26 protein-coding genes and 1 pseudogene are annotated in these 24,512 nt (G+C 63.9%); 14 read left to right on the top strand and 13 right to left on the bottom strand.

Translation table 11 applies throughout. The annotated features are described in order from the left end of the window. Positions 1–34 precede the first annotated feature (34 nt). From NOX35_RS23440 to NOX35_RS23430, 3 genes are all read right to left on the bottom strand, one after another. Entirely contained in the window at positions 35–1,072 is a 1,038-nt protein-coding gene (locus tag NOX35_RS23440; protein ID WP_043008642.1) for a DctP family TRAP transporter solute-binding subunit, read from the bottom strand. 82 nt (positions 1,073–1,154) lie between these two features. Next, positions 1,155–2,453: a TRAP transporter large permease gene (locus NOX35_RS23435; protein WP_182284627.1), complete on the bottom strand. Its 1,299-nt coding sequence runs from the start codon at positions 2,451–2,453 to the stop codon at positions 1,155–1,157. Continuing rightward, positions 2,450–3,013 carry a TRAP transporter small permease gene (locus tag NOX35_RS23430; RefSeq protein ID WP_182284626.1) on the bottom strand — a complete coding sequence of 188 codons (564 nt, stop codon included), beginning with the start codon at positions 3,011–3,013 and terminating at the stop codon, positions 2,450–2,452. The genes NOX35_RS23435 and NOX35_RS23430 overlap by 4 nt, the downstream gene beginning before the upstream one ends. Before the next feature lie 425 nt (positions 3,014–3,438). Here NOX35_RS23430 and NOX35_RS23425 point away from each other — a divergent pair, with 425 nt between their 5' ends. From NOX35_RS23425 to NOX35_RS23405, 5 genes are all read left to right on the top strand, one after another. Further along, positions 3,439–4,389, top strand: coding sequence for a LysR family transcriptional regulator (locus tag NOX35_RS23425; protein ID WP_003081255.1), 951 nt, complete (start codon positions 3,439–3,441; stop codon positions 4,387–4,389). Positions 4,390–4,819: 430 nt separating this feature from the next. After that, the gene (locus NOX35_RS23420) at positions 4,820–5,719 is read left to right on the top strand and encodes a transporter substrate-binding domain-containing protein (protein WP_182284625.1); all 900 of its coding nucleotides are present in this window, start codon (positions 4,820–4,822) and stop codon (positions 5,717–5,719) included. 113 nt (positions 5,720–5,832) lie between these two features. Then, a complete protein-coding gene (locus NOX35_RS23415; protein ID WP_003068095.1) occupies positions 5,833–6,585 on the top strand; it encodes an amino acid ABC transporter permease in 753 nt (250 codons plus the stop codon). A 1-nt stretch (position 6,586) separates the two neighbouring features. Then, entirely contained in the window at positions 6,587–7,258 is a 672-nt protein-coding gene (locus NOX35_RS23410) for an amino acid ABC transporter permease (protein WP_182284624.1), read from the top strand. A gap of 123 nt (positions 7,259–7,381) precedes the next feature. Beyond that, positions 7,382–8,119, top strand: coding sequence for an amino acid ABC transporter ATP-binding protein (locus tag NOX35_RS23405; RefSeq protein ID WP_003068099.1), 738 nt, complete (start codon positions 7,382–7,384; stop codon positions 8,117–8,119). Positions 8,120–8,329: 210 nt separating this feature from the next. Here the strand turns inward: NOX35_RS23405 and NOX35_RS23400 are convergent, their stop codons facing one another. From NOX35_RS23400 to NOX35_RS23375, 6 genes are all read right to left on the bottom strand, one after another. Continuing rightward, entirely contained in the window at positions 8,330–8,590 is a 261-nt protein-coding gene (locus NOX35_RS23400) for a tripartite tricarboxylate transporter substrate-binding protein (RefSeq protein WP_232538044.1), read from the bottom strand. Further along, positions 8,587–9,000 carry a DUF1254 domain-containing protein gene (locus NOX35_RS23395; protein WP_232538043.1) on the bottom strand — a complete coding sequence of 138 codons (414 nt, stop codon included), beginning with the start codon at positions 8,998–9,000 and terminating at the stop codon, positions 8,587–8,589. The genes NOX35_RS23400 and NOX35_RS23395 overlap by 4 nt, the downstream gene beginning before the upstream one ends. After that, on the bottom strand, positions 8,997–9,149 hold the full coding sequence (locus tag NOX35_RS23390; RefSeq protein ID WP_232538042.1) for a hypothetical protein: 153 nt from the start codon (positions 9,147–9,149) through the stop codon (positions 8,997–8,999). Before NOX35_RS23390 ends, NOX35_RS23395 begins: the two co-directional genes overlap by 4 nt. A gap of 54 nt (positions 9,150–9,203) precedes the next feature. Beyond that, positions 9,204–10,262 carry a Bug family tripartite tricarboxylate transporter substrate binding protein gene (locus NOX35_RS23385; protein ID WP_371878558.1) on the bottom strand — a complete coding sequence of 353 codons (1,059 nt, stop codon included), beginning with the start codon at positions 10,260–10,262 and terminating at the stop codon, positions 9,204–9,206. 94 nt (positions 10,263–10,356) lie between these two features. Then, positions 10,357–12,495 carry an acetate--CoA ligase family protein gene (locus tag NOX35_RS23380; protein ID WP_371878506.1) on the bottom strand — a complete coding sequence of 713 codons (2,139 nt, stop codon included), beginning with the start codon at positions 12,493–12,495 and terminating at the stop codon, positions 10,357–10,359. A 12-nt stretch (positions 12,496–12,507) separates the two neighbouring features. After that, a complete protein-coding gene (locus tag NOX35_RS23375; RefSeq protein WP_256494893.1) occupies positions 12,508–13,563 on the bottom strand; it encodes a porin in 1,056 nt (351 codons plus the stop codon). 166 nt (positions 13,564–13,729) lie between these two features. Here NOX35_RS23375 and NOX35_RS23370 point away from each other — a divergent pair, with 166 nt between their 5' ends. The 3 genes and pseudogenes from NOX35_RS23370 to NOX35_RS23360 form a co-directional block, all read left to right on the top strand. Then, positions 13,730–14,098 carry a cyclic nucleotide-binding domain-containing protein gene (locus NOX35_RS23370; protein ID WP_256494892.1) on the top strand — a complete coding sequence of 123 codons (369 nt, stop codon included), beginning with the start codon at positions 13,730–13,732 and terminating at the stop codon, positions 14,096–14,098. Further along, a complete protein-coding gene (locus NOX35_RS23365; protein ID WP_232538039.1) occupies positions 14,095–14,244 on the top strand; it encodes a hypothetical protein in 150 nt (49 codons plus the stop codon). Before NOX35_RS23370 ends, NOX35_RS23365 begins: the two co-directional genes overlap by 4 nt. Continuing rightward, positions 14,201–14,419 (top strand): annotated as a pseudogene (locus NOX35_RS23360) (helix-turn-helix domain-containing protein); the annotation flags it as partial. The gene NOX35_RS23365 and the pseudogene NOX35_RS23360, both read left to right, overlap by 44 nt. Positions 14,420–14,481: 62 nt before the next feature. Here the strand turns inward: NOX35_RS23360 and rocF are convergent. Further along, the gene (gene rocF, locus NOX35_RS23355; protein ID WP_256494891.1) at positions 14,482–15,435 is read right to left on the bottom strand and encodes an arginase; all 954 of its coding nucleotides are present in this window, start codon (positions 15,433–15,435) and stop codon (positions 14,482–14,484) included. A gap of 13 nt (positions 15,436–15,448) precedes the next feature. After that, the gene (locus NOX35_RS23350; RefSeq protein ID WP_256494890.1) at positions 15,449–16,555 is read right to left on the bottom strand and encodes an ornithine cyclodeaminase; all 1,107 of its coding nucleotides are present in this window, start codon (positions 16,553–16,555) and stop codon (positions 15,449–15,451) included. Between the two features lie 162 nt (positions 16,556–16,717). On the opposite strand from NOX35_RS23350, the gene pyrC reads away from it, so the two are divergent. From pyrC to NOX35_RS23320, 6 genes are all read left to right on the top strand, one after another. Next, the gene (gene pyrC / locus NOX35_RS23345) at positions 16,718–17,764 is read left to right on the top strand and encodes a dihydroorotase (protein ID WP_182287307.1); all 1,047 of its coding nucleotides are present in this window, start codon (positions 16,718–16,720) and stop codon (positions 17,762–17,764) included. A 149-nt stretch (positions 17,765–17,913) separates the two neighbouring features. Continuing rightward, positions 17,914–18,795: an NYN domain-containing protein gene (locus NOX35_RS23340; RefSeq protein ID WP_256494889.1), complete on the top strand. Its 882-nt coding sequence runs from the start codon at positions 17,914–17,916 to the stop codon at positions 18,793–18,795. A gap of 14 nt (positions 18,796–18,809) precedes the next feature. Further along, the gene (locus NOX35_RS23335) at positions 18,810–19,628 is read left to right on the top strand and encodes a DUF3025 domain-containing protein (RefSeq protein ID WP_256496959.1); all 819 of its coding nucleotides are present in this window, start codon (positions 18,810–18,812) and stop codon (positions 19,626–19,628) included. 73 nt (positions 19,629–19,701) lie between these two features. Then, positions 19,702–20,574: a protease HtpX gene (gene htpX / locus NOX35_RS23330; protein WP_003068113.1), complete on the top strand. Its 873-nt coding sequence runs from the start codon at positions 19,702–19,704 to the stop codon at positions 20,572–20,574. 124 nt (positions 20,575–20,698) lie between these two features. Next, complete coding sequence (locus tag NOX35_RS23325) at positions 20,699–21,067, top strand: YXWGXW repeat-containing protein (protein ID WP_003068115.1); 369 nt, start codon at positions 20,699–20,701, stop codon at positions 21,065–21,067. An 86-nt stretch (positions 21,068–21,153) separates the two neighbouring features. Next, positions 21,154–21,948, top strand: coding sequence for an oxepin-CoA hydrolase, alternative type (locus NOX35_RS23320; protein ID WP_256494888.1), 795 nt, complete (start codon positions 21,154–21,156; stop codon positions 21,946–21,948). Between the two features lie 18 nt (positions 21,949–21,966). Here NOX35_RS23320 and NOX35_RS23315 read toward each other — a convergent pair whose 3' ends face one another. Both NOX35_RS23315 and NOX35_RS23310 read right to left on the bottom strand, forming a co-directional pair. Continuing rightward, complete coding sequence (locus tag NOX35_RS23315; protein ID WP_182284617.1) at positions 21,967–22,536, bottom strand: hypothetical protein; 570 nt, start codon at positions 22,534–22,536, stop codon at positions 21,967–21,969. A gap of 172 nt (positions 22,537–22,708) precedes the next feature. Continuing rightward, positions 22,709–24,493: an NAD(P)/FAD-dependent oxidoreductase gene (locus NOX35_RS23310; protein ID WP_256494887.1), complete on the bottom strand. Its 1,785-nt coding sequence runs from the start codon at positions 24,491–24,493 to the stop codon at positions 22,709–22,711. Positions 24,494–24,512: the final 19 nt, after the last annotated feature.

The raw sequence follows: 24,512 nt of genomic DNA, 5'->3' as shown, positions 1-24,512 counted from the left end.
CGGGGCAGCCTAGGCGTAGCGGCTCAGGGGGAGCTTATTTCTGGCTGGCGGCAATGGCTTTTTCGGCCTTGTCGACCAGCGGTGCGCCGATCTGGCTCTTCCACTTGTCGTAGACGGGGCGCGTGGCCTTCACAAAGGCTTCGCGCTCGGCGGCGTTCGGTGTGGTCACGGTCACGCCCAGGCCGGCCAGATCCTTGAGCAAGGGCTTGTCGGCCTCGACCAGGCCCTTGCGTGCAATGGCGATTTCTTCCTTGGCGGCATCCAGCGCAGCCTGCTTGACGATGGCCTGGTCAGCCGGTGTCCAGCTGGCCCACACGTCCTTGTTGACGACGAAGATCAGCGGGTCGTTCATATAGCCCCACATGGTCAGATGCTTCTGGCCCACGGACTGCAGCTTGGCCGCCATGTACACGCCGATCGGGTTCTCCTGGCCGTCCACGGCGCCGCTGGCCATGGCTGGCTGGGCATCGGCCCAGCTCATCTGCGTGGGGTTGGCGCCCAGGGCCGTGAAGGTGTCCAGGAACAGGGGCGAGCCCACGACGCGGATCTTCATGCCCTTGAGGTCGGCAGGCGTCTTGATGGCGTGCTTGGAGTTGGAAATTTCGCGGTAGCCGTTCTCACCCCAGGCCAGAGGCACCACGCCGCCTTTTTCCAGGGTCTTGAAGATTTCCTGGCCCACTTCGCCCTGGGTCACGGCATCCACGGCCTTGAAGTTGGGGAAGAGAAAGGGCATGGAGAACAGGTTCAGCGACTTGACCTGGGGCGACCAGTTGATGGTCGAGCCCACGGCCATGTCGATCACGCCCTGGCGCAGCGCGGAGAACTCACGCGTCTGGTCGCCTTGCACCAGCGAGGTGCCGGGATAGAGCTTGATGTTGATACGGCCCTGGGTGCGCTCGCGCACCTTGTCGGCCCACAGCTCGCCGCCCTTGCCCCAGGGAAAGGCCGTGCCCAGCACCAGGGACATGCGGTATTCGCTCTTGTACTTGGCCTGGGCCATGGCCATGGGCGATGCAAAGGCCAGTGCGGCGGCGGTCGCCACGGCGGATGCGAGGAAGGTACGAAGTTTCATTTGGTTTGTCTCCCTTTTAGAAACGAAAAAACCGGAAAGCAGGAATGAGCAGTTACGGCCTCCAGGGCCGCAACTGCCGGAATCAATAGCCCATCTTTGCGGGCAGCCACAGTGCAAGCTGGGGGAAGGCAATCACCAGAATCATCACGGCGAACATGGACAGCAGCATCCAGCCTACCCAGCGCACGGTGGACTCCATGCGCACGCCCGCAATGCGGCAGCTGACCATCAGGTTCACGGCCAGCGGCGGCGTGAACTGGCCCAGTGCCACCTTGAGGGTGAGGATCACGCCAAACCAGACGGGGTCCCAGTGGTAGTGATTCATGATGGGCAGCAGCAGCGGCACAAAGATCAGGAAGATCGAGATGCCGTCCAGGAACATGCCCACCGTGATCAGCAGCAGGATCAGCAGGCCCAGCACGCCGTATTCGCCGAGACCGGAATTCACGATGGCATTGGCCACCGGATCGATCACGCCCAGGGTGGACAGCGAGAAGGCAAAAATGCCGGCCAGCGACACCACCAGCAGGATCACGGCCGACAGCTCGCCCGCTTCGCGCAGAATCGGAAAGAGATCGCGCACACCGATGGTGCGGTGAATCACCATGCCGACGAACAGCCCGTAGAACACGGCAACCACGGCGGCTTCTGTGGGGGTGAACCAGCCCATGCGCATGCCGCCCAGGATCAGCACCGGAGCTGCCAGACCCCAGGAAGCCTCGCGCAGGCTCTTCCAGAACGGCGGGCGCGGCATGGAGGCTTCGAGCGCGCCCATCTTGTGCTTGCGCGACATCCACACGGCGGGAATGATGAGTGCAATACCCGCCAGCACGCCGGGAATCATGCCGGCCGCGAACAGGGCCGGCACCGAAGCACCGGGCACCAGCACCGAGTAGATGATGAAAGCCACCGAAGGCGGAATCAGGATGTCCGTCGCTGCGGCCGCTCCGACCACGCTGGCAGAAAAGCTCTTGGGGTAGCCGGCGCGGCTCATGGCGGCAATCATCACGCCGCCCACGGCCGCTGCATTGGCCGGCCCGGAGCCGGAGATGCCGCCCAGGAACATGGCCACGGCAATCGCCACCAGCGGCAGCATGCCGGGGCCGCGGCCCACGATGGCGACGGCAAAGTTCACCAGTCGCAAGGCAACGCCCGAGCGATCAAAGATGGAGCCCACCAGCACGAACATGGGAATGGCCAGCAGCGGATATTTGCCCAGCCCGGCATAGAAATTCTGCGGCACGGCCAGCAGGCCGAACCACTGCGTATCTGCATTGGCCAGGGCAATCGCGGCAGCACCGGCCAGACCGAGGGCCGCGCCTATGGGCACGCCGATGAACATCAGGCCCAGAAAGGCCACAAACAGCAAGGTGGCGATCATGCGATCTCCTTGCTGTGGTCTTTTTCCACGGGCTCGTCAGGGAAGGCACCGGGCTTGCCCTGGCGGATGAACAGCCCGATGGCGCGCACGGTGATCAGTGCCGAGACCACGGGCAGCCAGATCGAATACCACCACTGGGGCAGGCCGATGCCGGGCGAGGTCTCCTCGAAACGGAAGTCGTCCCAGACCACGCGCACGCTGAGCACGGCAATGATGGCAAACAGCAGCGCCACCATCAGAGAGCCGAAGCGGGCCAGTGCCTTGCGGCGCTGGACGGAGCCGCTGTCCGAGAAAAACTCGATGCGGATATGCTGATTGCGGGCCACGGCGGCAGAGCCTGCGACCAGGGCCAGCAAAATCATCAGAAAGACGGAAATTTCCTCGGTCCAGGCGAAGGAGGAGTTGGTGAAGTAGCGCACCAGCACATTGGCAAACGTGATCAGGGCCAGAGCGGCCATGATGATCACGGTCAGCCAGTCTTCAATGCGCAGGGAACGGGGCTCGTCCGGGCGCGTGCCGACATCGGCTGCACCATCGGTCTCGGGAGGAGTGGAGGACATGAACGCGGAAAGTCAGAAAAACACACAGGAGTCAGGGCAGCTCGCCTGAATGGCGTGATCCGCGCGCACTCGATGAGAATGCCCTTATGTTCACGACTTACGCAAAACGGGTTCAGGCAAGACGATTGCCTCAGGAGGCAGGCCGTTGTTGCATTCTTGTTTGCGTAAGTCCTGATGTTGTTCCTTGACCTTCACGGCGTTGTGCGCCGGGATGGCTTGGAGCGAGTAGACACACCGGATAGATGTGAACAAATATTATCAAGGTATCTATGTCGCAGCACTTACGTCCGGCGGCAGGCATTACCCTAGGGTCTGTTGACCAAGGCATGGCTCATCGTCGAGTCCGTGTTTTGTCCCGTTTACTAGCCAACAAGGATTACCTCCGTTGCACAGCTTTGGTGCAGGGCAGCGGATAATGAGAGTCTATGGAAACCAAATGGCTTGAAGATTTTGTCAGCCTTGCTGAAACCCGCAGTTTCAGCCGCTCGGCCCAGCTGCGCCACGTTACGCAGCCTGCGTTCTCGCGCCGTATCCAGGCGCTGGAGGCCTGGGCGGGCACGGATCTGGTCGACAGAAGCTCGTATCCGACGCGCCTGACGCCAGCAGGCAAGACCATGTACGAGCAGGCGCTGGAGATACTGCAGTCCTTGCAGAGCACCCGCACCATGTTGCGTGCCCATGTCAGTGCGGGCAAGGGCATGGTGGGCTTTGCCGTGCCGCATACCTTGGCGTTCACGTTCTTCCCGAACTGGGTTTCGGCCGTGCACGAGAAGTTCGGCCCTTTCCGCAGCCGTCTGTTTGCACTCAATGTGCATGATGCGGTGATGCGTCTCGTGGAAGGTGGCTGCGATCTGCTGATTGCCTACTACCACTCTTCCCAGCCCTTCCAGCTGGACCCTTCGCGCTATGAGATGGTGAGCCTGGGGCATGAGGTGCTGGCTCCCTACTCGAAGCCGGACGAGAACGGCAACCCCATCTTTGTCCTGCCCGGCCGCCAGGGGCAGCCGCTGCCTTACCTGGGCTATGCCGCTGGTGCCTATCTGGGTCGCGTGACGGAGCTGATCCTCAAGGAGGCGGCCGAGGCCGTGCACCTTGAGCGCGTCTATGAAACCGATATGGCCGAAGGCCTCAAGGCGATGGCGCTGGAAGGTCATGGCGTGGCTTTTCTGCCCTACAGCGCAGTACGCGGCGATCTGGAGTCCGGTCGACTGGTGCGTGCCGTGCCGGAAGGCGTGACCGGTTTTCAGATGGACATGGAAGTACGGGCCTATCGGGAAAAACCCACGGGCGATGCCCCGCAGGGAGGAGCGGCCGCGCTCTGGAACTTCCTCAAGGAGCAGGGCGAGATTGCGGGTGGCGAGGTCAAGGCTGTGTAACCTGATCGAGTGTTGCTTTTCTTCCAAAAGGGCCAGTTGGCCCTTTTTTTGCTTGTGTGACCAGCTTGTCGTGATTTCAGGCATTTTCCTGGTGAAAACCCTAATGTTATGCATCGGGTTAATACTGAATATGCAAGTTGCGCATAAGGATTTTTGCCATCGGCATTGGCTTGTGAAATCACGAAAGCATTAGAGTTCGCAGCTTGCACAAAAAGAGGTGCTGCTTTGCAATACAAGATTGAGGCGGTGAGTAGGTGGTTGCCATCCTGAATTACCTACGGGAAAAGTCTTAGAAATGATTGCATTTCAGCCATCTTCATGACTGCACAATGTGTGCAGTACATTTGTTAACGCAACCTGTCTACCCTCACAAAGGGCGATGCGTTAAGGAGTGGCAAGCGTTTTTGGTCCTTACCAATAGGAGATCCGTATGAAGAAGCATTTGTTGGCCATCGCCGTAACCGCACTGGCAACTGGCACCGTGTTTGCCCAGGCCAATGACACCTTGGCCAAGATCAAGTCCACCGGCAGCGTCACTCTGGGCGTGCGTGAATCGTCCGGCCTGGGCTATACGCTGGGCAATGGCAAATATGTAGGCTTCCATACCGAAATGGGTGAGCGCATCCTCAAGGACATCCAGAAGCAACTGGGCCTGACCGCGCTGGAAGTGAAGTACCAGCCCGTGACCTCGCAAAACCGTATTCCCCTGGTGCAGAACGGCACCGTGGATCTCGAGTGCGGCTCGACAACCAACAACACGGCTCGCCAGAAGGATGCAGCCTTCGCCTTCACCACCTATGTGGAAGAAGTGCGTATTGCCACCCGTGCCAACTCCGGCATCACCGGCATCAAGGATCTGAACGGCAAGACCATCGTGACCACGACGGGTACGACCTCCGTGCAGACCCTGCGCAAGAACAAGCGCGCTGACGGCCTGACCTTCAAGGAAGTCATGGGCAAGGACCACGCCGACAGCTTCCTGATGCTGGAAACCGGCCGCGCCGATGCCTTCATCATGGACGGCTCCATCCTGGCTGCCAACATCTCCAAGTCCAAGGCTCCCAACGATTACAAGATCGTGGGTGAAGTGCTGTCGGTGGAACCCATCGCCTGCATGATGCGCAAGGACGATCCCGCCTTCAAGAAGGCTGTGGACGAATCCATCGTGCGTCAGATCAAGGATGGTTCTCTGACCAAGCTGTACGACAAGTGGTTCCTGCAGCCCATTCCTCCCAACAACGTGAAGGTGGGTCTGCCACTGTCGGCAGCGACCAAGGATGCGTGGGCTCACCCCAACGACAAGCCCATGGAAGCTTACGAAGTCAAGTAATCCCGCCTATAGGTGTACCGCCCCTTCTGCCAAGCGGTTAGAAGGGGCTTTTTTGTTGCGAGGGCCGGTGTGAGCGTTTGCCCTCATAAACCAAGAATGAAAGAGGTGCTCGTATGAGTTGGGATTGGCAGGTGTTCTGTCAGGACACCATTACCCAAGAGGTCGGGCAGAGTTGTTTTGGCAAGAACGGTGACATCACCTATCTGGATTGGATGATGTCGGCCTGGGGCTGGACTGTGTCGGTGGCATTGCTGTCGCTGGTCATCGCTCTGGTGCTGGGCGCAGTCATTGGTACCTTGCGTACCTTGCCCGATCGTCCGTGGATAGTGCGCCTGGGCAATGCCTGGGTGGAGTTGTTCCGCAATATTCCGTTGCTGGTCCAGGTGTTCATCTGGTACCACGTGGTTCCGGCCATCTTCCCTGCAATGAAGTCCCTGCCGGGCTTTGTGCTGGTGGTGTTCGCTATCGGTTTCTTCACCTCTGCCCGTATCGCCGAGCAGGTGCGCTCCGGTATTCAGGCTTTGCCGCGGGGCCAGCGATATGCCGGCATGGCCGTGGGGTTCACGACCTTCCAGACCTACCGCTATGTGCTGCTGCCGATGGCGTTTCGCATCATCATTCCGCCGCTGACCAGCGAGGCCATGAACGTGTTCAAGAACTCGTCCGTGGCGTTTGCCGTGTCCGTGGCCGAACTGACCATGTTCGCCATGCAGGCCCAGGAAGAGACGGCCCGTGGCGTCGAAATTTATATGGCTGTGACAGGTCTGTATGTGATTTCAGCCTTCATCATCAACCGCATCATGGCCTTCATCGAGAAGCGTTCTCGCGTTCCCGGCCTGATTGCAGCCAGCGGTGGAGGCCACTGATATGAATCTCAACCTCGACTGGTCGTTTTTCTCGTGGGACCTGTTCAGCAACTTTGTGCTGAAGGGGCTGTATTTCAGCGTGTCCTTGACCTTGATCGCCACGCTGGGCGGCATCTTCTTCGGCACCTTGCTGGCGCTGATGCGCCTGTCAGGCAAGAAGTGGCTGGACCTGCCTGCCACCATCTATGTCAACGGCATGCGCTCCATCCCGCTGGTGATGGTGATTCTGTGGTTCTTCCTGCTGATGCCCATGCTCATCGGCAAGCCCATCGGCGCTGAAACCTCGGCCATCATCACCTTTGTGGCTTTCGAAGCAGCATATTTCTCTGAAATCATGCGTGCCGGCATCCAGTCCATTCCACGTGGACAGGTGTTTGCAGGCCAGGCGCTGGGCATGACCTATGGTCAGAACATGCGTCTGGTGGTGCTGCCTCAGGCCTTCCGCAACATGCTGCCCGTGCTGCTGACCCAGACCATCATCCTGTTTCAGGATACCTCGCTGGTCTATGCGATCGGTGCCTACGACATGCTCAAGGGCTTCGAAATCGCCGGCAAGAACTTCGGCCGACCCATCGAATCCTATCTGGCGGCTGCCGTGACCTATTTTGTGATCTGCTTTGCACTGTCTTGGTTCGTCAAGCGTCTGCACAAGAAGATCGCCATTATTCGATGAAACACCCCCTGAGTCGCTTCGCGCCCTCCCCCTCAAGGGGGACGACGGCCTCGGCTGCGGGCTGGCCTGACCGAGCCCGTTGCAGGCGCTGCGATGGATCACTGACAAAAGTCGGAGTGAAAAATGATTGAACTCAAGAACGTTTCCAAGTGGTACGGCAGCTTTCAGGTGCTGTCCGATTGCTCCACCAATATCAACAAGGGCGAGGTGGTGGTGGTGTGCGGCCCTTCGGGCTCCGGCAAGTCCACGCTGATCAAGACCATCAATGCGCTGGAGCCTTTCCAGAAGGGCGAGATCTTTGTGGACGGCACGGCAGTGCACGATCCCAAGACCAATCTGCCCAAGCTGCGCAGCCGCGTGGGCATGGTGTTCCAGCACTTTGAGCTGTTTCCCCACCTGTCGGTGACGGAGAACCTGACCATCGCACAGATGAAGGTGCTGGGCCGCAGTGCTGCCGACGCCAAGACCCGTGGCCTCAAGATGCTGGACCGCGTGGGCCTGACCGCTCACAAGGACAAGTTCCCCGGCCAGCTCTCCGGCGGTCAGCAGCAGCGCGTGGCCATTGCGCGCGCTCTGTCCATGGATCCCATCGTCATGCTGTTCGACGAACCCACTTCGGCACTGGACCCCGAAATGGTGGGCGAAGTGCTGGACGTGATGATGGGCCTGGCCAACGAAGGCATGACCATGATGTGCGTGACCCACGAAATGGGATTTGCGCGCAAGGTGGCCAGCCGTGTGATCTTCATGGACGTGGGCGGCAAGATTCTGGAAGACTGCAGCAAGGAAGAGTTCTTCGGCCATCCCGAAAATCGCCAGCCGCGAACCAAGGAATTCCTCAACAAGATCCTGCAGCATTGATGCTGCTGCCCTCTGGGCCCAAGGCGCTCCTCGTGAGCGCCTTTTTTCATGGTCCGGTCATGAGAAGGTTTGAAAAAAAGATGAGCTGGAATCGCTTGTCAATCAACAAATATGGATATAAAAGTATTCAGATTTATTGGTTGGTGAGCGATGACAGCTCCTATTTTTTAATGTGAACTTGCCTGCATCAGGCAGGGCCAGGCCGGCGCGCTAGTCGAGCTGCACGCCGGTTTCCTTGACCAGCTGGCTCCAGTCGTCCAGGTCCTGGCGCAGGGTCTGGGTGAATTGCTCGGGCGTGGTCAGCGGCAGGTCCGAGAAGTTGAGTTCGCGCATGCGCTGGATCAGGGCCGGGTCGCGCAGCGCGCGCAGCACCTGTTCGTTGAGCTGCGCGACGATGGCCGGCGGGGTCTTGGCCGGCGCGAAGATGCCGTACCACGAGTAGTTCTTGAATGGGTAGCCGGCCTCGGTCATGGAGGGCACCTCGGGCAGGGACGGCAGCCGCCCCGAGCTGCTGCGGGCCAGTCGCTCTCGTCGCCCGCGAGGATGCGGCCTATCAGCCAGACCAGGTGGGTGGGGCAGTGCACCGCGCGCAGATGGGACATCGATGCCGGCACCTGGCCGCCGGGGCCGAGCAGGACCACGGTCTCGCCTTCGGGATTGCAGTTGCGCGGACCCAGGTTCTCGAAGTTCTCGGTATAGGCGTCGTACAGCGGCAGCACGAAGTAGCGCCCTGGATGGCGGGCCGAGGACGGAATGGTCAGCAGCATGGGGCCGCCTTCCAGGTTCAGCCAGGCCATGGAATACAGCAGGTCGTTGGCCGGAGTGACCACGTCGCGGTCCTCGTGGGTGGAAGGGCGCGGCGCATGGTGCAGCGTGTTCATGGGCGCGCGCACATCCGAGCCGGCCGAGCTGCCGGGGCGCAGGTGCGGTAGGTCTCGGTGAGCGGGTAGCCGTAGACGAAGGCGGCCTGGCCTATGGAGCGGGCCAGGGCCTGGCGCGCGTGCTGCAGGGTCGTGATGGACTGGGTCATGGAATCTACCTTTGCAAAAGGAACAGGAAGGCGTTCGGGAAAGAGTGCGGGGCTTCAGTTCGGCTGCACGCCGGTGGACTGGGTCAGCGCAATGGCGACGGGCAGGTAGGACTGGTAGTCGCTGGCGGCTTGGGCGGGCGTGTTGCCTATGGGGTCGGCCCCCATTTCCTGCAGGCGGCGCAGCATCTCGGGCTGTCGGACCACCACGGCCACTTCGCGGCCTATGCGCTCGACGATGGCGTCGGGCGTCTTGGCCGGAGCCATCAGCGAGGTGGGCGCCATGAAGGTGTAGACGTCGTCCCTGAAGCCCTGTTCGGCAAAGGTGGGGACGTCGGGCAGGGCGGTGGCGCGGCTGGTGCCGGGCACGGCCAGGGCGCGCAGCCGGCCGGACTCGATATAGGGCTTGAGCGTGGAGATGGAGGCCGAGGTCATCTGGATCATGCCGCTGATGAGGTCGGAGACCATGGGGCTTTCGCCCTTGTAGGCGGCGTGAAGTACCTTGACGCCATACTTGCGCTCCATGAAGGCCTGTATCTGGTGCGGCTGCGTGCCCGCGCCCCAGGAGCCCATGGCGTAGTCGCCGGGCGCCTTGCGCACCAGCTCGATCAGCTCGGCAAAGGTCTTGGCAGGCACGGAGGAGTGCACGGCCATGACGGTGCGCTGGCCGGCCACGTCCGAAACCATGCGCAGGTCGGTGCGCGGGTCGTAGGGCAGCTTCTTGTACAGCACCAGGTTGGCGGCGATGGGGCCGGGCACGGTCAGCAGCAGGGTGTAGCCGTCGGCAGCGCTCTTGACCACGTGGTCCGTGCCAATGATGCCGCCCGCGCCGCTGCGGTTTTCCACGATGACGGGCTGGCCCAGGCGCTTGGACAGGCCGTCGCCCAGGGCGCGCGCGAGGATGTCGGAGGAGCCGCCGGCCGCGAACTGCACGATGATGCGCACGGGGCGGCTGGGGTAGCTGCCCTGGGCGCGTGCGGCGACCGGAGCCAGGGCGAATACGGGAGCAAGTGCGGGAGCCAGGCCCGCCAGATGCAGCAGGCAGCTGCGCCGGGACAGGCCTGTGTTGCCGGTGGTGGAACCGACTGCGCAGCTGCCTGCAGGCAGGCCCTGCATGGCGCCGTCGTTGCGGCCGCCAGCGGCCGGGGCTTGGGTGTGATGGGTCTTCATGCGAATCCTTGGGTTGGGGCAGAGGACATGCGGGCCGCGCTCAGCGGGCTGGGACTGTGCAGCGGTCGGCGCCTATCACCAGCGCATCGACCGCCACGCAGCCGCCCTGCTCCCGGGGCAGGGCGATCAGCGGGTTGATCTCGGCGCTGGACAGGGTGTCGCCGCAGCGCTGGGCAAAGTCGGCCAGGGCCACCAGCGCATCGGCCAGCGCCTGCAGGTCCGCGGGCGGCTTGCCGCGCGCGCCGGCCAGGATGGGGAAGGTGCGCAGCTCCTGCACCATGGCCAGGGCATCGTCCCTGGTGATGGGCAGTGCGCGCAGCGACACGTCGCGCAGGATTTCGACGTGGATGCCGCCCAGGCCGAACATCAGCACCGGGCCGAACACCGGATCGCGGTGCACGCCAGCAATGCATTCGACGCCGCCGTGCACCATGCGCGCGGCCAGCGCTCCGTCCAGCTGCGCTTCGGGTCGTGCCTGGCGCGCACTGGCGAGAATGCGCTCGAAGGCGGCGCCCGCATCCATGGCCGTGCGCAGGTTCAGCGCCACGCCGCCGACCTCGGACTTGTGCGCGATGTCGGCGCTGGCCACCTTCAGCGCAATGGTGCCGCCCATGGCCTGCACGGCCTGCGCCGCCTGCTGCTGGGTGCGCACCAGCTGGTGGGGCACCACGGGCATGCCGGCCTTGGCCAGCAGTTCCATGCTGCGGGCTTCGGACAGGCTGCCCGCGGGCAGCTGCAGTGTGGGCTGGGCCGGGCAAGCCGACGGCAGCGGCGCGGCGCGCGGCGCATCGGCCAGCGAGGCCAGGGCGCCTATGCAGCGTATGGCCGCGCTGGGGTCCGAGAACACCAGGCAGCCCAGGGCTTCCATCTCGGTGCGGCGCGCGTCGGAGCACAGCGTGCAGATGGCCAGCAACGTGTCGGGGTGGGCGGCGCGCAGCTTTTCCACCAGGCAGCGCAGCACGGCCCAGAACGCGTCGGACAGGCCGCCCGCGGCGAAGAATCCCAGCCAGCTCGCGAAGTTCCGGTCCTGCATCATCAGCTCGGCGCTGCGCTCGAGCAGGGTGACGTCGTTGGTGACCTGGCCCGTGATGTCCACGGGGTTGCGTGACGCGGCAAACGGCACCCATTCGAGCAACTGGCGCTGAGCGGCCTCTGACAGGGGCTGCACGTCGAGACCGGCGGCGCTGGCGTCGTCGGCCATCATGGCGCCCACGCCGCCCGAGACGGTGAGCAGGCCCAGGGAGCGGTTGCGCGGAATCGGTGCGATGGAGGCGCTGGCCGCCAGCGCGAAGAAGTCGCTGATGGTGTGTGCGCGCAGCACGCCGTACTGGCGGAACACGGCGTCATAGACGGCATCGTTGCCGGCCAGCGATGCCGTATGCGAGGCGGCCGCAGCCGCACCCAGCTCGCTGGTGCCCACCTTGAACATGATCACGGGCTTGCCGCGCTCGCGCGCCAGCGCCAGGGCCGCGCGCAGGCGCTCGCCGTCGCGGCAGCCCTCCATGTAGGCCATGATGACATCGGTCTGCGGATCGCGGGCCAGCCAGGCCAGGCCGTCGGCCAGTTGCACGTCGGCTTCGTTGCCCGTGGTCGCCCACAGGGACAGGCCCAGACCGCGCTCGCGCGCCATGCTGTAGGCATAGGCTCCAAAGGCCCCGGACTGGCTGACCAGGCCTATGCGTCCGGGTTTGACGCAGCCTGCATTGGGGGCGGGCGAGAAGGTGGCATAGGTCTGGTGGCCGGGGCGCATGAAGCCCAGGCAGTTGGGGCCTATGAGGCGTATGCCGGCTGCGCGGGCGCGTTCCTGCAGGGCCTGCTGGGCCGCTGCGCCTTCGGTGCCGGTCTCGGCAAAGCCCGACGAGAACAGCACCATGGAGCGCACGCGGGCCGCAGCCGCGTCCTCGAGCACCGCAGTCACATGGGCCTGGGGTACGGCCACGATGGCCAGATCCACGGGCTCGGGGATGTCGGTCAGCCGCGCGTGGGCGGGCAGGCCCTGCACCGTGGCTACGCGCGGGTTCACGGCATGCAGGCGGCCCGTGTAGCCGAAGCGCAGCAGGTAGTCGAGCGGAATGCCGCCTATGCGCTGCGGCGAGTCGGTGGCGCCGACGACGGCAATGGAGCGTGGCGAGAACAGGGCATCCAGCCCGGCGAAATCGAAGTCCATGGATGGCTGCATGAAGTTCCTCTGTCAGAAGTTGTGGCGAACGCCCAGTGCCAACGAACGCACGCCGTTGCCGCTGTCGGCCACCACGGGCACATTGGCGATGGATACCGAGGAACCGCCCTCGTTGCTCAGTTGCAGCCAGCGCGCGTACAGCATGGTGCGCTTGCTCAGGTAGTGGTCGTAGCCCAGGGCCCAGGCGGTCTGGCGGCGTTCGGAGCCGTCGACTTTGCGGCGTGCCACCGACAGCAGCACCCTGGACGTGAAGGTCGCGCGCCACTCCGTGCCCAGTTGCAGGAGGTGGGCGTTGCCCGTACCGGCCTGGTTGATGCTGGCTCGGCTGTAGCTGCCGCTCAGGCGCAGCTTAGGCATGGCCTCCCAGCTGACCACCAGCGTCTGGTAGCGGCTGGTGCGCGGAGTGGCCACGGGCGCTGCAGCGCTGCCTTCTGTGGAGTTCTGGACGCTGTAGGCCATGAAGAAGGGCTTCTGGTTCCAGCCCACGGTGCCGCCGTAGAGACGGGCGTTGTTGCTGTTGGGCGAGGGCACCTCGCCGAAGGAGTAGGCCAGGTCCAGCACCCAGGGCTGGCCTTCGGGAAGGCGGTAGCGCACGAGATTGCTGCCGCGCGCGGTAAAGGCCTTCAGGTGCGGCTGGCCGTCGGTGCTATAGCCGAGGTTGGTGGGAGAGAACAGCGCATTCATGCTGAATGGATCGGCGCGGAACAGGGCGCTGAACATGGGCGTGTACATGCGGCCCATCTCGACGTGGCCCCAGGGCGCGCTCAGGCCGATGAAGGACTGGCGGGTAAAGGCCAGGGAAGAGGCGGGAATGGTGCCCCTGCCGGTGACCCCGGCCTCGAGCATGAAGCGGGCGCGCCAGCCACCGCCCAGCTCCTCGGAGCCGCTAAAGCCTATGCGCGAGGCGGCGCTGCCGCCGTCCTCCAGGCGTGTCAGCCGCGTGGCCCCGGATCGGGCGCTGTTGAGGTGAACGTCCATGACGCCGAAGATCTCCACGCTGCTCTGCGCCCAGGCGGCACTGCCGAATATGGTCCAGGCTGCGGCGGCCAGCCATTGCTTGTGCTTCACGATATGTCTCCTGTGTTTGTGCTTTTGCACGGGCGCATAGCCTTGCGCTGCGGTGTGACTGCTACTATCCGAACCAGTGCGGTTGGCACTCTGTCAACGCTTTGACAATTGGCGGCACTCGAGCCCGGGACTAACCCGGAGCCTGTTCTCCCGCGCACACAGATCCATGCCTCGCAAACACCACCCTGCAGACGACTCCGTGGCGCTGATACGGCGTGCCCTGAGGCTGTGCCCGCTGATGAGGCACTGGCCGGATGACGTGCTGGACGAAGTGGTGGCCGTGGCGCGGCTGAGGCGCTATGACAAGCGAACGCCTCTCATGGTCGGCGAGCGATCGCGCCGCGAGGTGCTGGTGGTGGCTTCGGGGCGTCTGGCGGTGGAGGGCGTGGATGCGGCGGGCGTGCGCTTCGTGCTGTCCCTGCACGGCCCCGGAGAGATCGTGAGCCTGGTGCGCATGCTGGGCAACACCTGCTTCGTCTATCACTTTGTGGTGCAGGAGGGCACGGTGCTCGTGCCCCGGGCGGGGCGTTCATGACCGTGCTGGATGCGCATCCGGCGCTGTGGCGCGATGTCTGCATGCTGGTACTGGAGCGCCTGCATGAGCAGATCGCCACCCAGCAACGCCGGGCTCTGGGCCATACCGCCAACATGTGGCCGATGCGCTGGCGCGGCTGGCGCTGATCCACGGCAAGGCCATCGAAAAGGCGGCCAGGCCCTGAACCTGCGCATCTCGCAGGGCGATCTGGCAGCCATGGTGGCGGTCTCGCGTCAGACCGTGAACAAGGAGTTGCGCACGCTGGAGCAGATGGGCGTGATCAATGCAGCCTACGGGTGCGTGACCATCCACGACCTCGAGGCCCTGCGCCAGGCGGCCGGCGGCCGGCGGCTGATCCCCCTGTGGCTCGTGCTGTGCCTGCCTCAGCGCGGCGCCGCTTGCGGCGCGGGGCGCATCAGCGTGCTCTGGCCGAACAGGCTTTGCACCAGGTCCACCACGAGCTCCGCCGTCTGGTTGCGCAGGTCCAGCGCCGGGTTGAGTTCCACAATGTCCAGCGAGGCAAGACGGCCGGTGTCGGCAATCATTTCCATGCACAGCTGGGCCTCGCGGTAGGTGGGGCCGCCGCGTACCGGTGTGCCGGTGCCGGGAGCAATGTCAGGATCGAGAAAGTCCACATCAAAGCTCAGATGCAGGTGGATGTCCCTGTCGTTGCGTCCCAGCAAGGTGAGCAGTGCGCGGCGCATCACTTCACGCATGCCCAGCTCGTCGATGGCCCGCATGTCGTAGACCTCCAGCCCCAGCTCTCGGATCATGTGCTTTTCGCTCTCGTCCACGCTGCGCAGCCCGATCTGGCAGAACGATGAGGCGGGCAGGGCGGGAGTCGCGCCGGACAGCGAGGCCAGTTCCGCCGGCCCCAGTCCGCAGAGGCTTGACACCGGCATGCCGTGCAGATTGCCCGTGGGCGAACTTTCGGGGGTGTTGCAATCCGAGTGGGCATCGAGCCAGAGCACGCGCAGCTGCTTGCCCGTGGCGCGGCAATGGCGGGCCACGGCGCTGATGGATCCTGTGGCAAGCGTATGGTCGCCACCCAGCAGTATGGGCAGCCGGTTTTGCTGCAGCACCTGCAGCACCGTGTCATGGGCGATCCGGTTCCAGCTCAGGCATTCGGCCAGATTGCGCAGACCCTGGGCATCGCGCGCGCCACGCGGGTTGGCGGGGCCGCTCAGATTGCCAAGATCGCTGACCTGCACGCCCAACCGTTCCAGAGCCGGGCCCAGCTGGGCCACACGCAGGGCATCGGGCCCCATGGCCGCGCCCAGGCGCGAGGCGCCGATATCGGTGGGCAGACCGATCAGTGTGGACGATGTGTATGCCATGAGCCGCTCCGCTTCAGGCCGTCTTACGGGCCGCAAGATTGATGATCTGGGGATTCGATGCCTGCCTCACCATGGCAAACAGATCCTTGGGGTCGGCAAGCTCCGGCACCAGCTCGATCTGAGACAGCAGGCCCGCGGCTCGTGCCAGGCTGTGCATGGTGCGCAGCGCCGAGTAGTCCTCCAGTGCGAAGCCCACGGAGTCGAACAGGGTGATCTGGGCATCCGATGTCCGGCCCGGCGCCAGCTTCTGCAGCACGCGCCAGAGCTCGGTCACGGCAAAGTCGGCCGGCATTTGCTGCAGCTCGCCCTCGATGCGCGTCTGCGGCTCGTACTCGACGAAGACCTGTGCACGTTGCAGGGCGCTGGCATCGAACTCCGTCTTGCCGGGACAATCTCCGCCTACGGCATTGATATGCATGCCAGGCTCCAGCAAATGCCCGGGGATGATGGTGGCGCGGGTCTTGTCGGCGGTGACGGTGGTCACGATGTCCGTGCCGGCCACTGCGTCCCGCACGCTGGTGCAGACGATGGCCGTGGCGCAGAAGCCGGGCAGGAACGGCTGCAGGTTGCGCAGCAGCTTTTGCGAGGCTGCAGGGTCGATGTCGAACAGGCGCAGCTCGCGCACGCCCAGCAGCTCCATGAAGGCCAGAGCCTGAAATTCACTTTGCGAGCCATTGCCGATCAGCGCCATGCTGCGGTTGCCGGCGCGCGCCAGATGGAGCGCGGCCATGGCGGATGTGGCGGCAGTGCGCAAGGCCGTGGTCAGCGTCAGCTCGCTGACAAAGCGCGGCATGCCGGTGGCGACATCGGCCAGCGCGCCGAAGGCCATCACCGTGGGCAGTCCCAGACGCGGATTGTGCGGGTGGCCGTTGACGTATTTGAAGGCGTAGTCCTGCGCATCGGCCACCGGCATCAGCTCGATCACGCCGCTGGCTGAATGGGCGGCTGTGCGCGCGCTTTTGTCGAAGTCCTGCCAGCGGCCGAAGTCGGCCTCCAGGGCTTGGCTGATCAGGCGCAGCACCTGGGTGATGCCGATGCGCGCGACCAGCCGGGCTGCGTCGCTGGCGCTGAGAAAGTCGGTCCGGAATGGTGTCCCGGCCAGAGCTTGAGGAACAGACATGAGACTTCCTCCTTGACCTCATTTTTGAGGATTTCAGCGCCAAATGCCAGAGAAATGCCTGGGAAATACCCAAGAGGTGGACCCATGACTGCGCTGTGCGCAGGTCCGGGGCAGGGCACGAATGGGTTTGAGTGCGGGCCTGTCGACAGCGAAGATGGGACAATGTCGGCCATGACTCAGACCATCACGATTACCCGCCCCGATGACTGGCACTTGCATGTGCGCGATGGCGATGCCATGCGCTGCGTGGTGCCGCACACTGCCCGCCAGATGGGCCGTGCCATCATCATGCCCAACCTCAAGCCCCCGGTCACCACGGCGGAGATGGCTGCAGACTACCGCGCCCGCATTCTGTCGGCCGTGCCTGCAGGCAGCCAGTTCCAGCCGCTGATGACGCTGTATCTGACAGACAACCTGGGGCCTCAGGAAATCGTGCGAGCCAAGGCGGCCGGCGTGGTGGCCTGCAAGCTCTATCCCGCAGGTGCCACGACCAACTCCGACCATGGCGTGACCGACCTGCGCAAGATCTACCCGACGCTGCAGGCCATGCAGCGCGAAGGCCTGGTGCTGCTGGTGCACGGTGAAGTGACCGATCAGAGCATCGACCTGTTCGACCGCGAAGCCGTGTTCATCGAGCAGCAGCTCAAGCCTCTGCGCCAGGATTTCCCCGAGCTCAAGATCGTCATGGAGCATGTGACGACCAAGGAAGCCGCCGAATACGTGGCCGCAGCCGATGATTTCCTGGCGGCCACCATCACGCCCCAGCATCTGCTGTTCAACCGCAACGCCATCTTCCTGGGCGGCGTGCGCCCGCACTTCTATTGCCTGCCGGTCCTGAAGCGCGAAACCCATCGTCTGGCGCTGGTGCAGGCCGCCACCAGCGGCAGCCGCAAGTTCTTCCTGGGCACGGACAGCGCTCCTCACGCCGCGCACCTGAAGGAAGCCGCCACCGGCTGCGCCGGCTGCTACAGCGCACATGCCGCCATCGAGATGTATGCCGAGGTGTTCGACGGCGCCGGCGCCCTGGACAAGCTCGAAGCCTTTGCTTCCTTCAACGGCGCCGACTTCTACGGCCTGCCCCGCAACACCGACACCATCACCCTGGTCAAGGAAAGCTGGACGCCGCCCGTGAGCTTTGAATACGGCGAAGGGGCGCAGCTCAAGCCGCTACGTTTCGGCGAAGCCCTGCCCTGGAAGATGCTGGATTAAAAACAGTAGCTGCAAGCGCCTGTGTTCACTTGAATCACAAGTGTTTTCGGTCTGAAATCAATAAAGGAGTTGCGCAAGCTGCTCCTTTTTTAATTTGGCTTTGAGCATGGCCTCGGTTAGGCTTAGCCAAACAGCGCTCAGGAGATTGCATGCCCAACGATGTCCAGCCCAGGATTGCCTTGCTGATCGATGCGGACAACGCGCCCGCGGAGATGATTGACGAGATATTGACCGAGCTGTCCACCTTCGGCCTGATCAATATCCGCCGTGCCTATGGCAACTGGACCAAGGTCGGTCTGCATGGCTGGCAGAGCAAGCTGCTGGAGTACGCCGTGCGGCCCATGCAGCAGTTCGACTACTCCAAGGGCAAGAACGCGACCGATATGGCCATGACGGTGGATGCCATGGAGCTGCTCTATACCGAAAAGCCCGATGCCTTCGGCATCGTCTCCTCGGACGCCGACTTCACCCCGCTGGTCATGCATTTGCGCGCCAAGGGCGCTGCCGTCTATGGATTCGGTGCGGAGCAGACGCCCAGGGCTTTCGTCAACGCCTGCTCGCGCTTTCTGTATTTCGATGCGCTCAAGGAGCTGGGCGATGGCATTGTCAGCCGCAGCGAGCGCCGCGAGGCTCTGGAGGCCGATGCCGTGCCACGTGCGGTGCCCGCGGCAAGCCAGCCGCAGGGATCGAGCCCCAACGCCGGCAATGGCCGGGTGGCTGGCGGCACCGGTGTGGCCGCACCCGCCTGCACCACGCTGCGCGTGCCTTCGCACATGCTCAAGGAAGACCGGCAACTCATCGCCATGCTGCGCGATGCCGTCAAGGCGACGCAGGACGAGGCCGGCTGGGCACGGGTGGCGGCGGTGGGTACGCATATAGGCAACAAGCTGTCGTTTGATGCGCGCAACTATGGCTATGCCTCGCTGACCAAGCTCATGGCCGCGACCCAGGTGTTCGAGCTGCGCGACGAGGGCACGGCCCGCGTGGCGGTGCGCGATCTGCGTGGGCATCAGGACGAGGTGCTGCCTTGATGCAGCCAGCCGCAATGCAGTCGGTGGATTGGGCCGTTGACTGGCAGGCGCCCTGGCTGGCACCGCTGCAAGAGCTGGGGCGCAAGGTGCATGACCAGGTGCTGGATGGTGCCGGCGTGGCCAGGGCCTTGCAGGAGGTGGCTGCAGCCCACGGACTGCTGCCGGGATGGCGGTTCGTCGATCAGCTGCAGCTGCCTCCCGGCCAGGCCTATGAGGCCTTCATCCACCGTGAGCAGTGCATTCCCACGCGCGACAATCTGCATGACTTCTTCAACGGCCTGATCTGGCTGCACTGGCCGCTGCTCAAGCAGCGGCTCAATGCGCTGCAGGCGGCCGAGATCGCGCGCCAGGGCGTGGGAGCGCAGCGCGGGCGCCTGCGCGATTCGATCACGGTGCTGGACGAAAACGGCGGCTTGCTGCTCGCGCCTCAGGCACTGTGCGATGCGCTGCGCGACAAGCGCTGGCAGGAGCTGTTCGTGGCCCGGCGTGCGCTGTGGCAGCAGGCGCGCTTTCTGCCCATAGGCCATGCCCTGCTGGAAAAGCTGGTCCGGCCGCGCAAGGCCATCACCGCACATGTGATCTGCGTGCCGCAGGAGCAGGCTCCGGGCCTGGCGTCGCCGGCCGAGGCCGACGGCTGGCTGGACGATCAGTTGCGGACCCAGTCTTGCAATCTCGCCAGCAAGCCCTATCTACCAATTCCCATATTGGGAATCCCGGACTGGTGCCTGCAGAACCAGAACTTTTCCTTCTATGATGACTCTCTAGTTTTCCGAGCCCCACGTACCGCACAAACAACACAACAACGGGTACTGCCAGAAAGAGAGCTGGCTTGATGCGCATTCGTCCTGCACAGGCGGTGCCTCAGGGGTTCTGGCCATTTTGTCCCCTGTGTGGAGTACACCCTCGATGAAACGTATTGCCTTATTTCTATTGACCAATATCGCCGTGGTGGCGGTATTGGGCATCGTCGCCAGCTTGCTGGGCGTCAACCGCTACCTCACTGCCAACGGCCTCAACCTGGGCGCCCTGCTGGGCTTTGCCTTCATCATGGGTTTTGGCGGCGCCATCATCTCGCTGCTGATCTCCAAACCCATGGCCAAGTGGACATCGGGTGTGCAGGTCATCAACGAGCCGCGCAACGCCGATGAGGCCTGGATCGTCAACACCGTGCGCGGCTTTGCCGAAAAGGCCGGCATCGGCATGCCAGAGGTCGGCATCTATGAGGGCGAGCCCAACGCCTTTGCGACTGGTGCCTTCAAGAACTCGGCCCTGGTGGCCGTGTCCACGGGGCTGCTGGAAGGCATGACGCGTGAAGAGGTCGAGGCCGTGATCGGTCACGAAGTGGCCCACATCGCCAATGGCGACATGGTGACCATGACGCTGATCCAGGGCGTGATGAACACCTTTGTGGTCTTCCTCTCGCGCGTGATCGGCTATGCGGTCGACTCCTTCCTGCGCCGCAACGACGAGCAAAGCTCGGGCCCCGGCATCGGCTACATGATCACCACCGTGGTGCTGGATATCCTGCTGGGCTTTGTCGCCGCCATGATCGTGGCCTGGTTCTCGCGCCAGCGCGAGTTCCGTGCCGACGCGGGTGCCGCACAGCTCATGGGGCGCAAGCAGCCCATGATGAATGCGCTGGCCCGTCTGGGCGGCATGCATCCGGGCGAGCTGCCCAAGAGCGTGGCGGCCATGGGCATTGCCGGCGGCATTGGCCAGCTGTTCTCTACCCACCCGCCCATCGAGCAGCGCATTGCTGCACTGCAAAACGCCCGCTAAGCGTACACATGTGTAAACGGCAGTAGCCGGTCTTTACCGCTGCTTCACAAGCCCCTGTCAACAACCGACAGGGGCTTTTGCGTTGTAAGAGCATATACATGTCCCCGGACTTTCAGGAGTTGTGATGTCCTTCATCTCTCAAACCATGACCCGCCGCCTGCTGCCGGTCTTGCTGCTGGGCGGCTCGGCGGCCCTGCTTACGGGCTGTGTGGTGGCGCCGGCCTATCCGGCTTATGGAACCGAGGTGGTCGCAGGCGACGTCTATGCACCCATGGCCCCGCCTCCCCTGATCAACGAGGTGATTCCGGTGGCTCCCTCGCCGGCCTATGTCTGGATCGGCGGCTCCTGGGGCTGGGGCGGCGGACGCTACAACTGGCGTCCCGGTCGCTGGGCCATGCCGCCACGTCCTGGCTACGGCTGGCATGAAGGGGGCTGGAACCATGGCCCTGGTGGCTGGCATCATGGCGGCGGCCATTGGGGACCGCGCCGTTGAGGGCGTCCGCTAGGTGACAAGAGATGGCACTGGCCCGCTAGGCGGTCCGTGCCTGCGCCGCTAGAGTCGGGTGCAGGAGGCTTGCCGTGAATCCTGCTCTTGTCACCCGCCGCGAAGGCGCTGTTCTCGTTCTCTCCAACAACAACCAGGCCGCGCGCAATGCGCTGTCGCCCGAGTATTACCACGCGGTCATGGAAGGGCTGCGTGCGGCCGGCACCGATGCCTCGGTGGCCGCCGTGATCCTCACGGGCGAGGGCGGTCATTTCTGCGCTGGCGGCGATCTGAACCAGCTGGCGACGCGGCGCGAGATGCCGCTGGCCGAACGCCGTCTCAGGCTCGAGGATCTCAACCATCTGATTCGTGCCATACGCGACTGCCCCAAGCCCGTGATCGCGGCGGTGGAGGGCGCTGCTGCGGGTGCGGGCCTGTCTCTGGCCATGGCTTGCGACATGCTGGTGGCGGCAAGGTCGGCGGTTTTCTCGGTGGCCTATGTGAAGGTCGGCCTCACCCCCGACGGTGGTGCGACCTCGTTTCTGGCCGAGTTCATGTCCCGTCAGTTGCTGACCGAGCTCTGCCTGACGGGCGAGCGCATCAGCGGCGAGCGCATGCATGCGCATGGCTGCGTCAACCGTTTGGCGGAGCCGGGCCAGGCCTTGGCCCAAGCGCTGGAACTGGCGCGGCAACTGGCCCAGGGGCCGGAGGTGGCGACCGCGCGTATCAAGGCTCTGTGCCGGGTGGCCCACCGCCACAGCCTGGAGCAGCAACTGGCGCTGGAGGCCGATCATATGGTCGAGGCCCAGGGCGGCGAGGAGTCCCGCGAAGGCATTGCGGCCTTTCTGGAAAAGCGTGCGCCCGACTTTGCCAGGCTGCGCGGAGCCTGACAGGGCGCTCCTGGTGACCTAGCGAACCGTGTAGTTGAGCTGGAACATCACGCCGGCATTGCCCAGCACATTGATCTGGGCTCCCCAGTTGCGGTTGAAGTCATAGCCCACGGCCGGAATGGCCGTGATGCCCCAGCCATGCCGGTTGTTGAACGGGATCTTCTTGTTGTACGGAAACTTGTAGCCGTGAATGATGCCGCCCGTGACCTTGAAGAAAAGGCCAGGCACGCTGTCAAACGGCCTGAAGCGCCAGCCGTAGTAGGCGTACTGGCTGGGCTGGCCGAATGAATTCTTGAAATAGGCAAAGCCCGCGATATGGCGTTCGTCCAGCTCCTTCTCGGCCTGGATCAGCCAGACATAGGCATGCTTTTGCTCGTCGGGCTCGAAATCGTTTTCCTTCTTGGCATCGGAAAAATGCCAGTCCAGGGGGGCGTAGCCAAACATCCAGCCCGACAGCGCAGAGGGCTTGCCGGCAGCAGTGTCTGCTGCAGCAGTGGAATCACTGGTCTGTGCGCCGGCACTGGCGGCAGCCAGCCAGCAGGCCAGTCCCAGGGTTGCAGAGGCAGGGGCGAGTCGCAGAGGTTTCATGGTGACGCTTGACGTGCGATGAAGCCCTCAGCGTACCGATGCCAGACCTCGGGCAATGTCAGTCAGCGTCCAAAAACTTGTAAGAGCCATGACCGCCGGTGTGCTCGCGCCCCTCAAAGGCAGTCAGCCGGGGGCTGGCATGCCTGGGGAGCAACGAGGCAGGCCGGGTGGCTTACAGAGCGCCGCCCGAGCCGCGCGCACCCGACGAGGGAACGGCCACGCCCAGGATCGCCGCCGCCACGGCCTCGCCGACCTTGATGCCGTCCACACCGGCCGACAGAATGCCACCCGCGTAGCTGGCGCCTTCGCCGGCAGGGTACAGACCGCGCGTGTTGTCGCTCTGGAAGTCGGCGCCGCGGCCGATCTTGACCGGGGACGAGGTGCGGGTTTCCACACCGGTCAGCACGGCATCCTGCATGTCGTAGCCGCGAATCTTCTTGCCAAAGGCGGGCAGGGCCTCGCGCATGGCTTCGATGGCATAGGCGGGCAGGGCCTGGTGCAGATCGCCGAGACTGATGCCGGGCTTGTAGGAGGGCTGAACTTCGCCGAACTCCTTGGATGGCTTGCCGGCCACAAAGTCGCCCACAAGCTGGCCGGGCGCGCTGTAGTTCTGGCCGCCGAGCACATAGGCTTTGGACTCCAGCTGGCGCTGCAGCACAATGCCGGAGAGCGGGTGATGCTCGCCTTTTTGCAGCTTTTCGACGCCAAAGGTCTTGCCGTCAAAGGCCCAGGCAAAGCTCTCGGCGTCCTGCGGGTAGTCTTCTGGGCTGATGGCGCAGACCATGCCGGCATTGGCATTGCGCTCGGCGCGAGAGTACTGGCTCATGCCGTTGGTGACGACGCGCCCGGGTTCGCTGGTCGCGGCCACCACGGTGCCGCCGGGGCACATGCAGAAGCTATAGACGGCGCGGCCGTTTTTGGCATGGTGTACCAGCTTGTAGTCGGCAGCGCCCAGCAGCGGATGGCCGGCATCCTTGCCCCAGCGGGCGCGGTCGATCACGCTTTGCGGATGTTCGATGCGAAAGCCCACGGAGAAGGGTTTGGCCTCCATGGCCACGCCGCGCTCGTAGAACATGGCAAAAGTATCGCGCGAGCTGTGGCCCAGAGCCATCACGGCATGATGGGTGGGCAGCGCATAGCTTTGGCCGGTGGCCTGGTCGAGCACCTGCAGGCCGACCAGCTGGCGCTGGCCGTCGACCTCTTCGATCTGCACATCGGTCACGCGTTGCTCGAAGCGGATTTCGCCGCCCAGGCGCACGATTTCCTCGCGAATGCCCTCGACCAGCTTGACCAGCTTGAAAGTGCCGATATGGGGGTGAGCCGCATAGAGAATCTCAGGCGGCGCGCCATAGGTCACGAACTCGGTCAGCACCTTGCGGCCCAGATGGCGCGGGTCCTTGATCTGGCTGTAGAGCTTGCCGTCGGAGAAGGTGCCGGCGCCGCCTTCGCCATACTGCACATTGGACTCAGGTGTCAGCTCGCGCTTGCGCCACAGGCGCCAGGTGTCTTTGGTGCGCTCGCGTACGGTCTTGCCGCGCTCCAGCACGATGGGCCTGAAGCCCATCTGGGCCAGCACCAGCCCGGCAAACATGCCGCAGGGTCCAAAGCCCACGACCACGGGGCGCTCGTCCAGATCCGCCGGGGCCTGGCCCACGGGTTTCCAGCTCATGTCGGGCGTGGGATTGACATGGGGATGGTCGGCAAACTGCGTCAGCAGCGCGGCCTCCTGGCTCTCGTCGGCCAGCGTGATGTCGACGATGTAGACGGCCAGCAGTTCTGCCTTGCGCGCATCGAAGCTGCGCTTGTGCACATGCAGCTCGGCAATGGCGGCGGCCGCAATTCCCAGGCGCTCGGCCGCAAGCTGCGTGAGCTTGTCCGTGGGCTGGTATTCGGTGTGGTTCTCGGGGTGGTATTCAACCGCCGAGAGAGGGAGTTTGAGTTCTGCGATCCGGATCATGGCTTGTACCTATCAAGCA

Source organism: Comamonas sp. C11, assembly GCF_024496285.1.
Lineage (GTDB): Bacteria > Pseudomonadota > Gammaproteobacteria > Burkholderiales > Burkholderiaceae_C > Comamonas > Comamonas testosteroni_F.
Note: the sequence above shows the minus strand (reverse complement) of the source record. Positions and strands in the feature narration are given on the sequence as shown.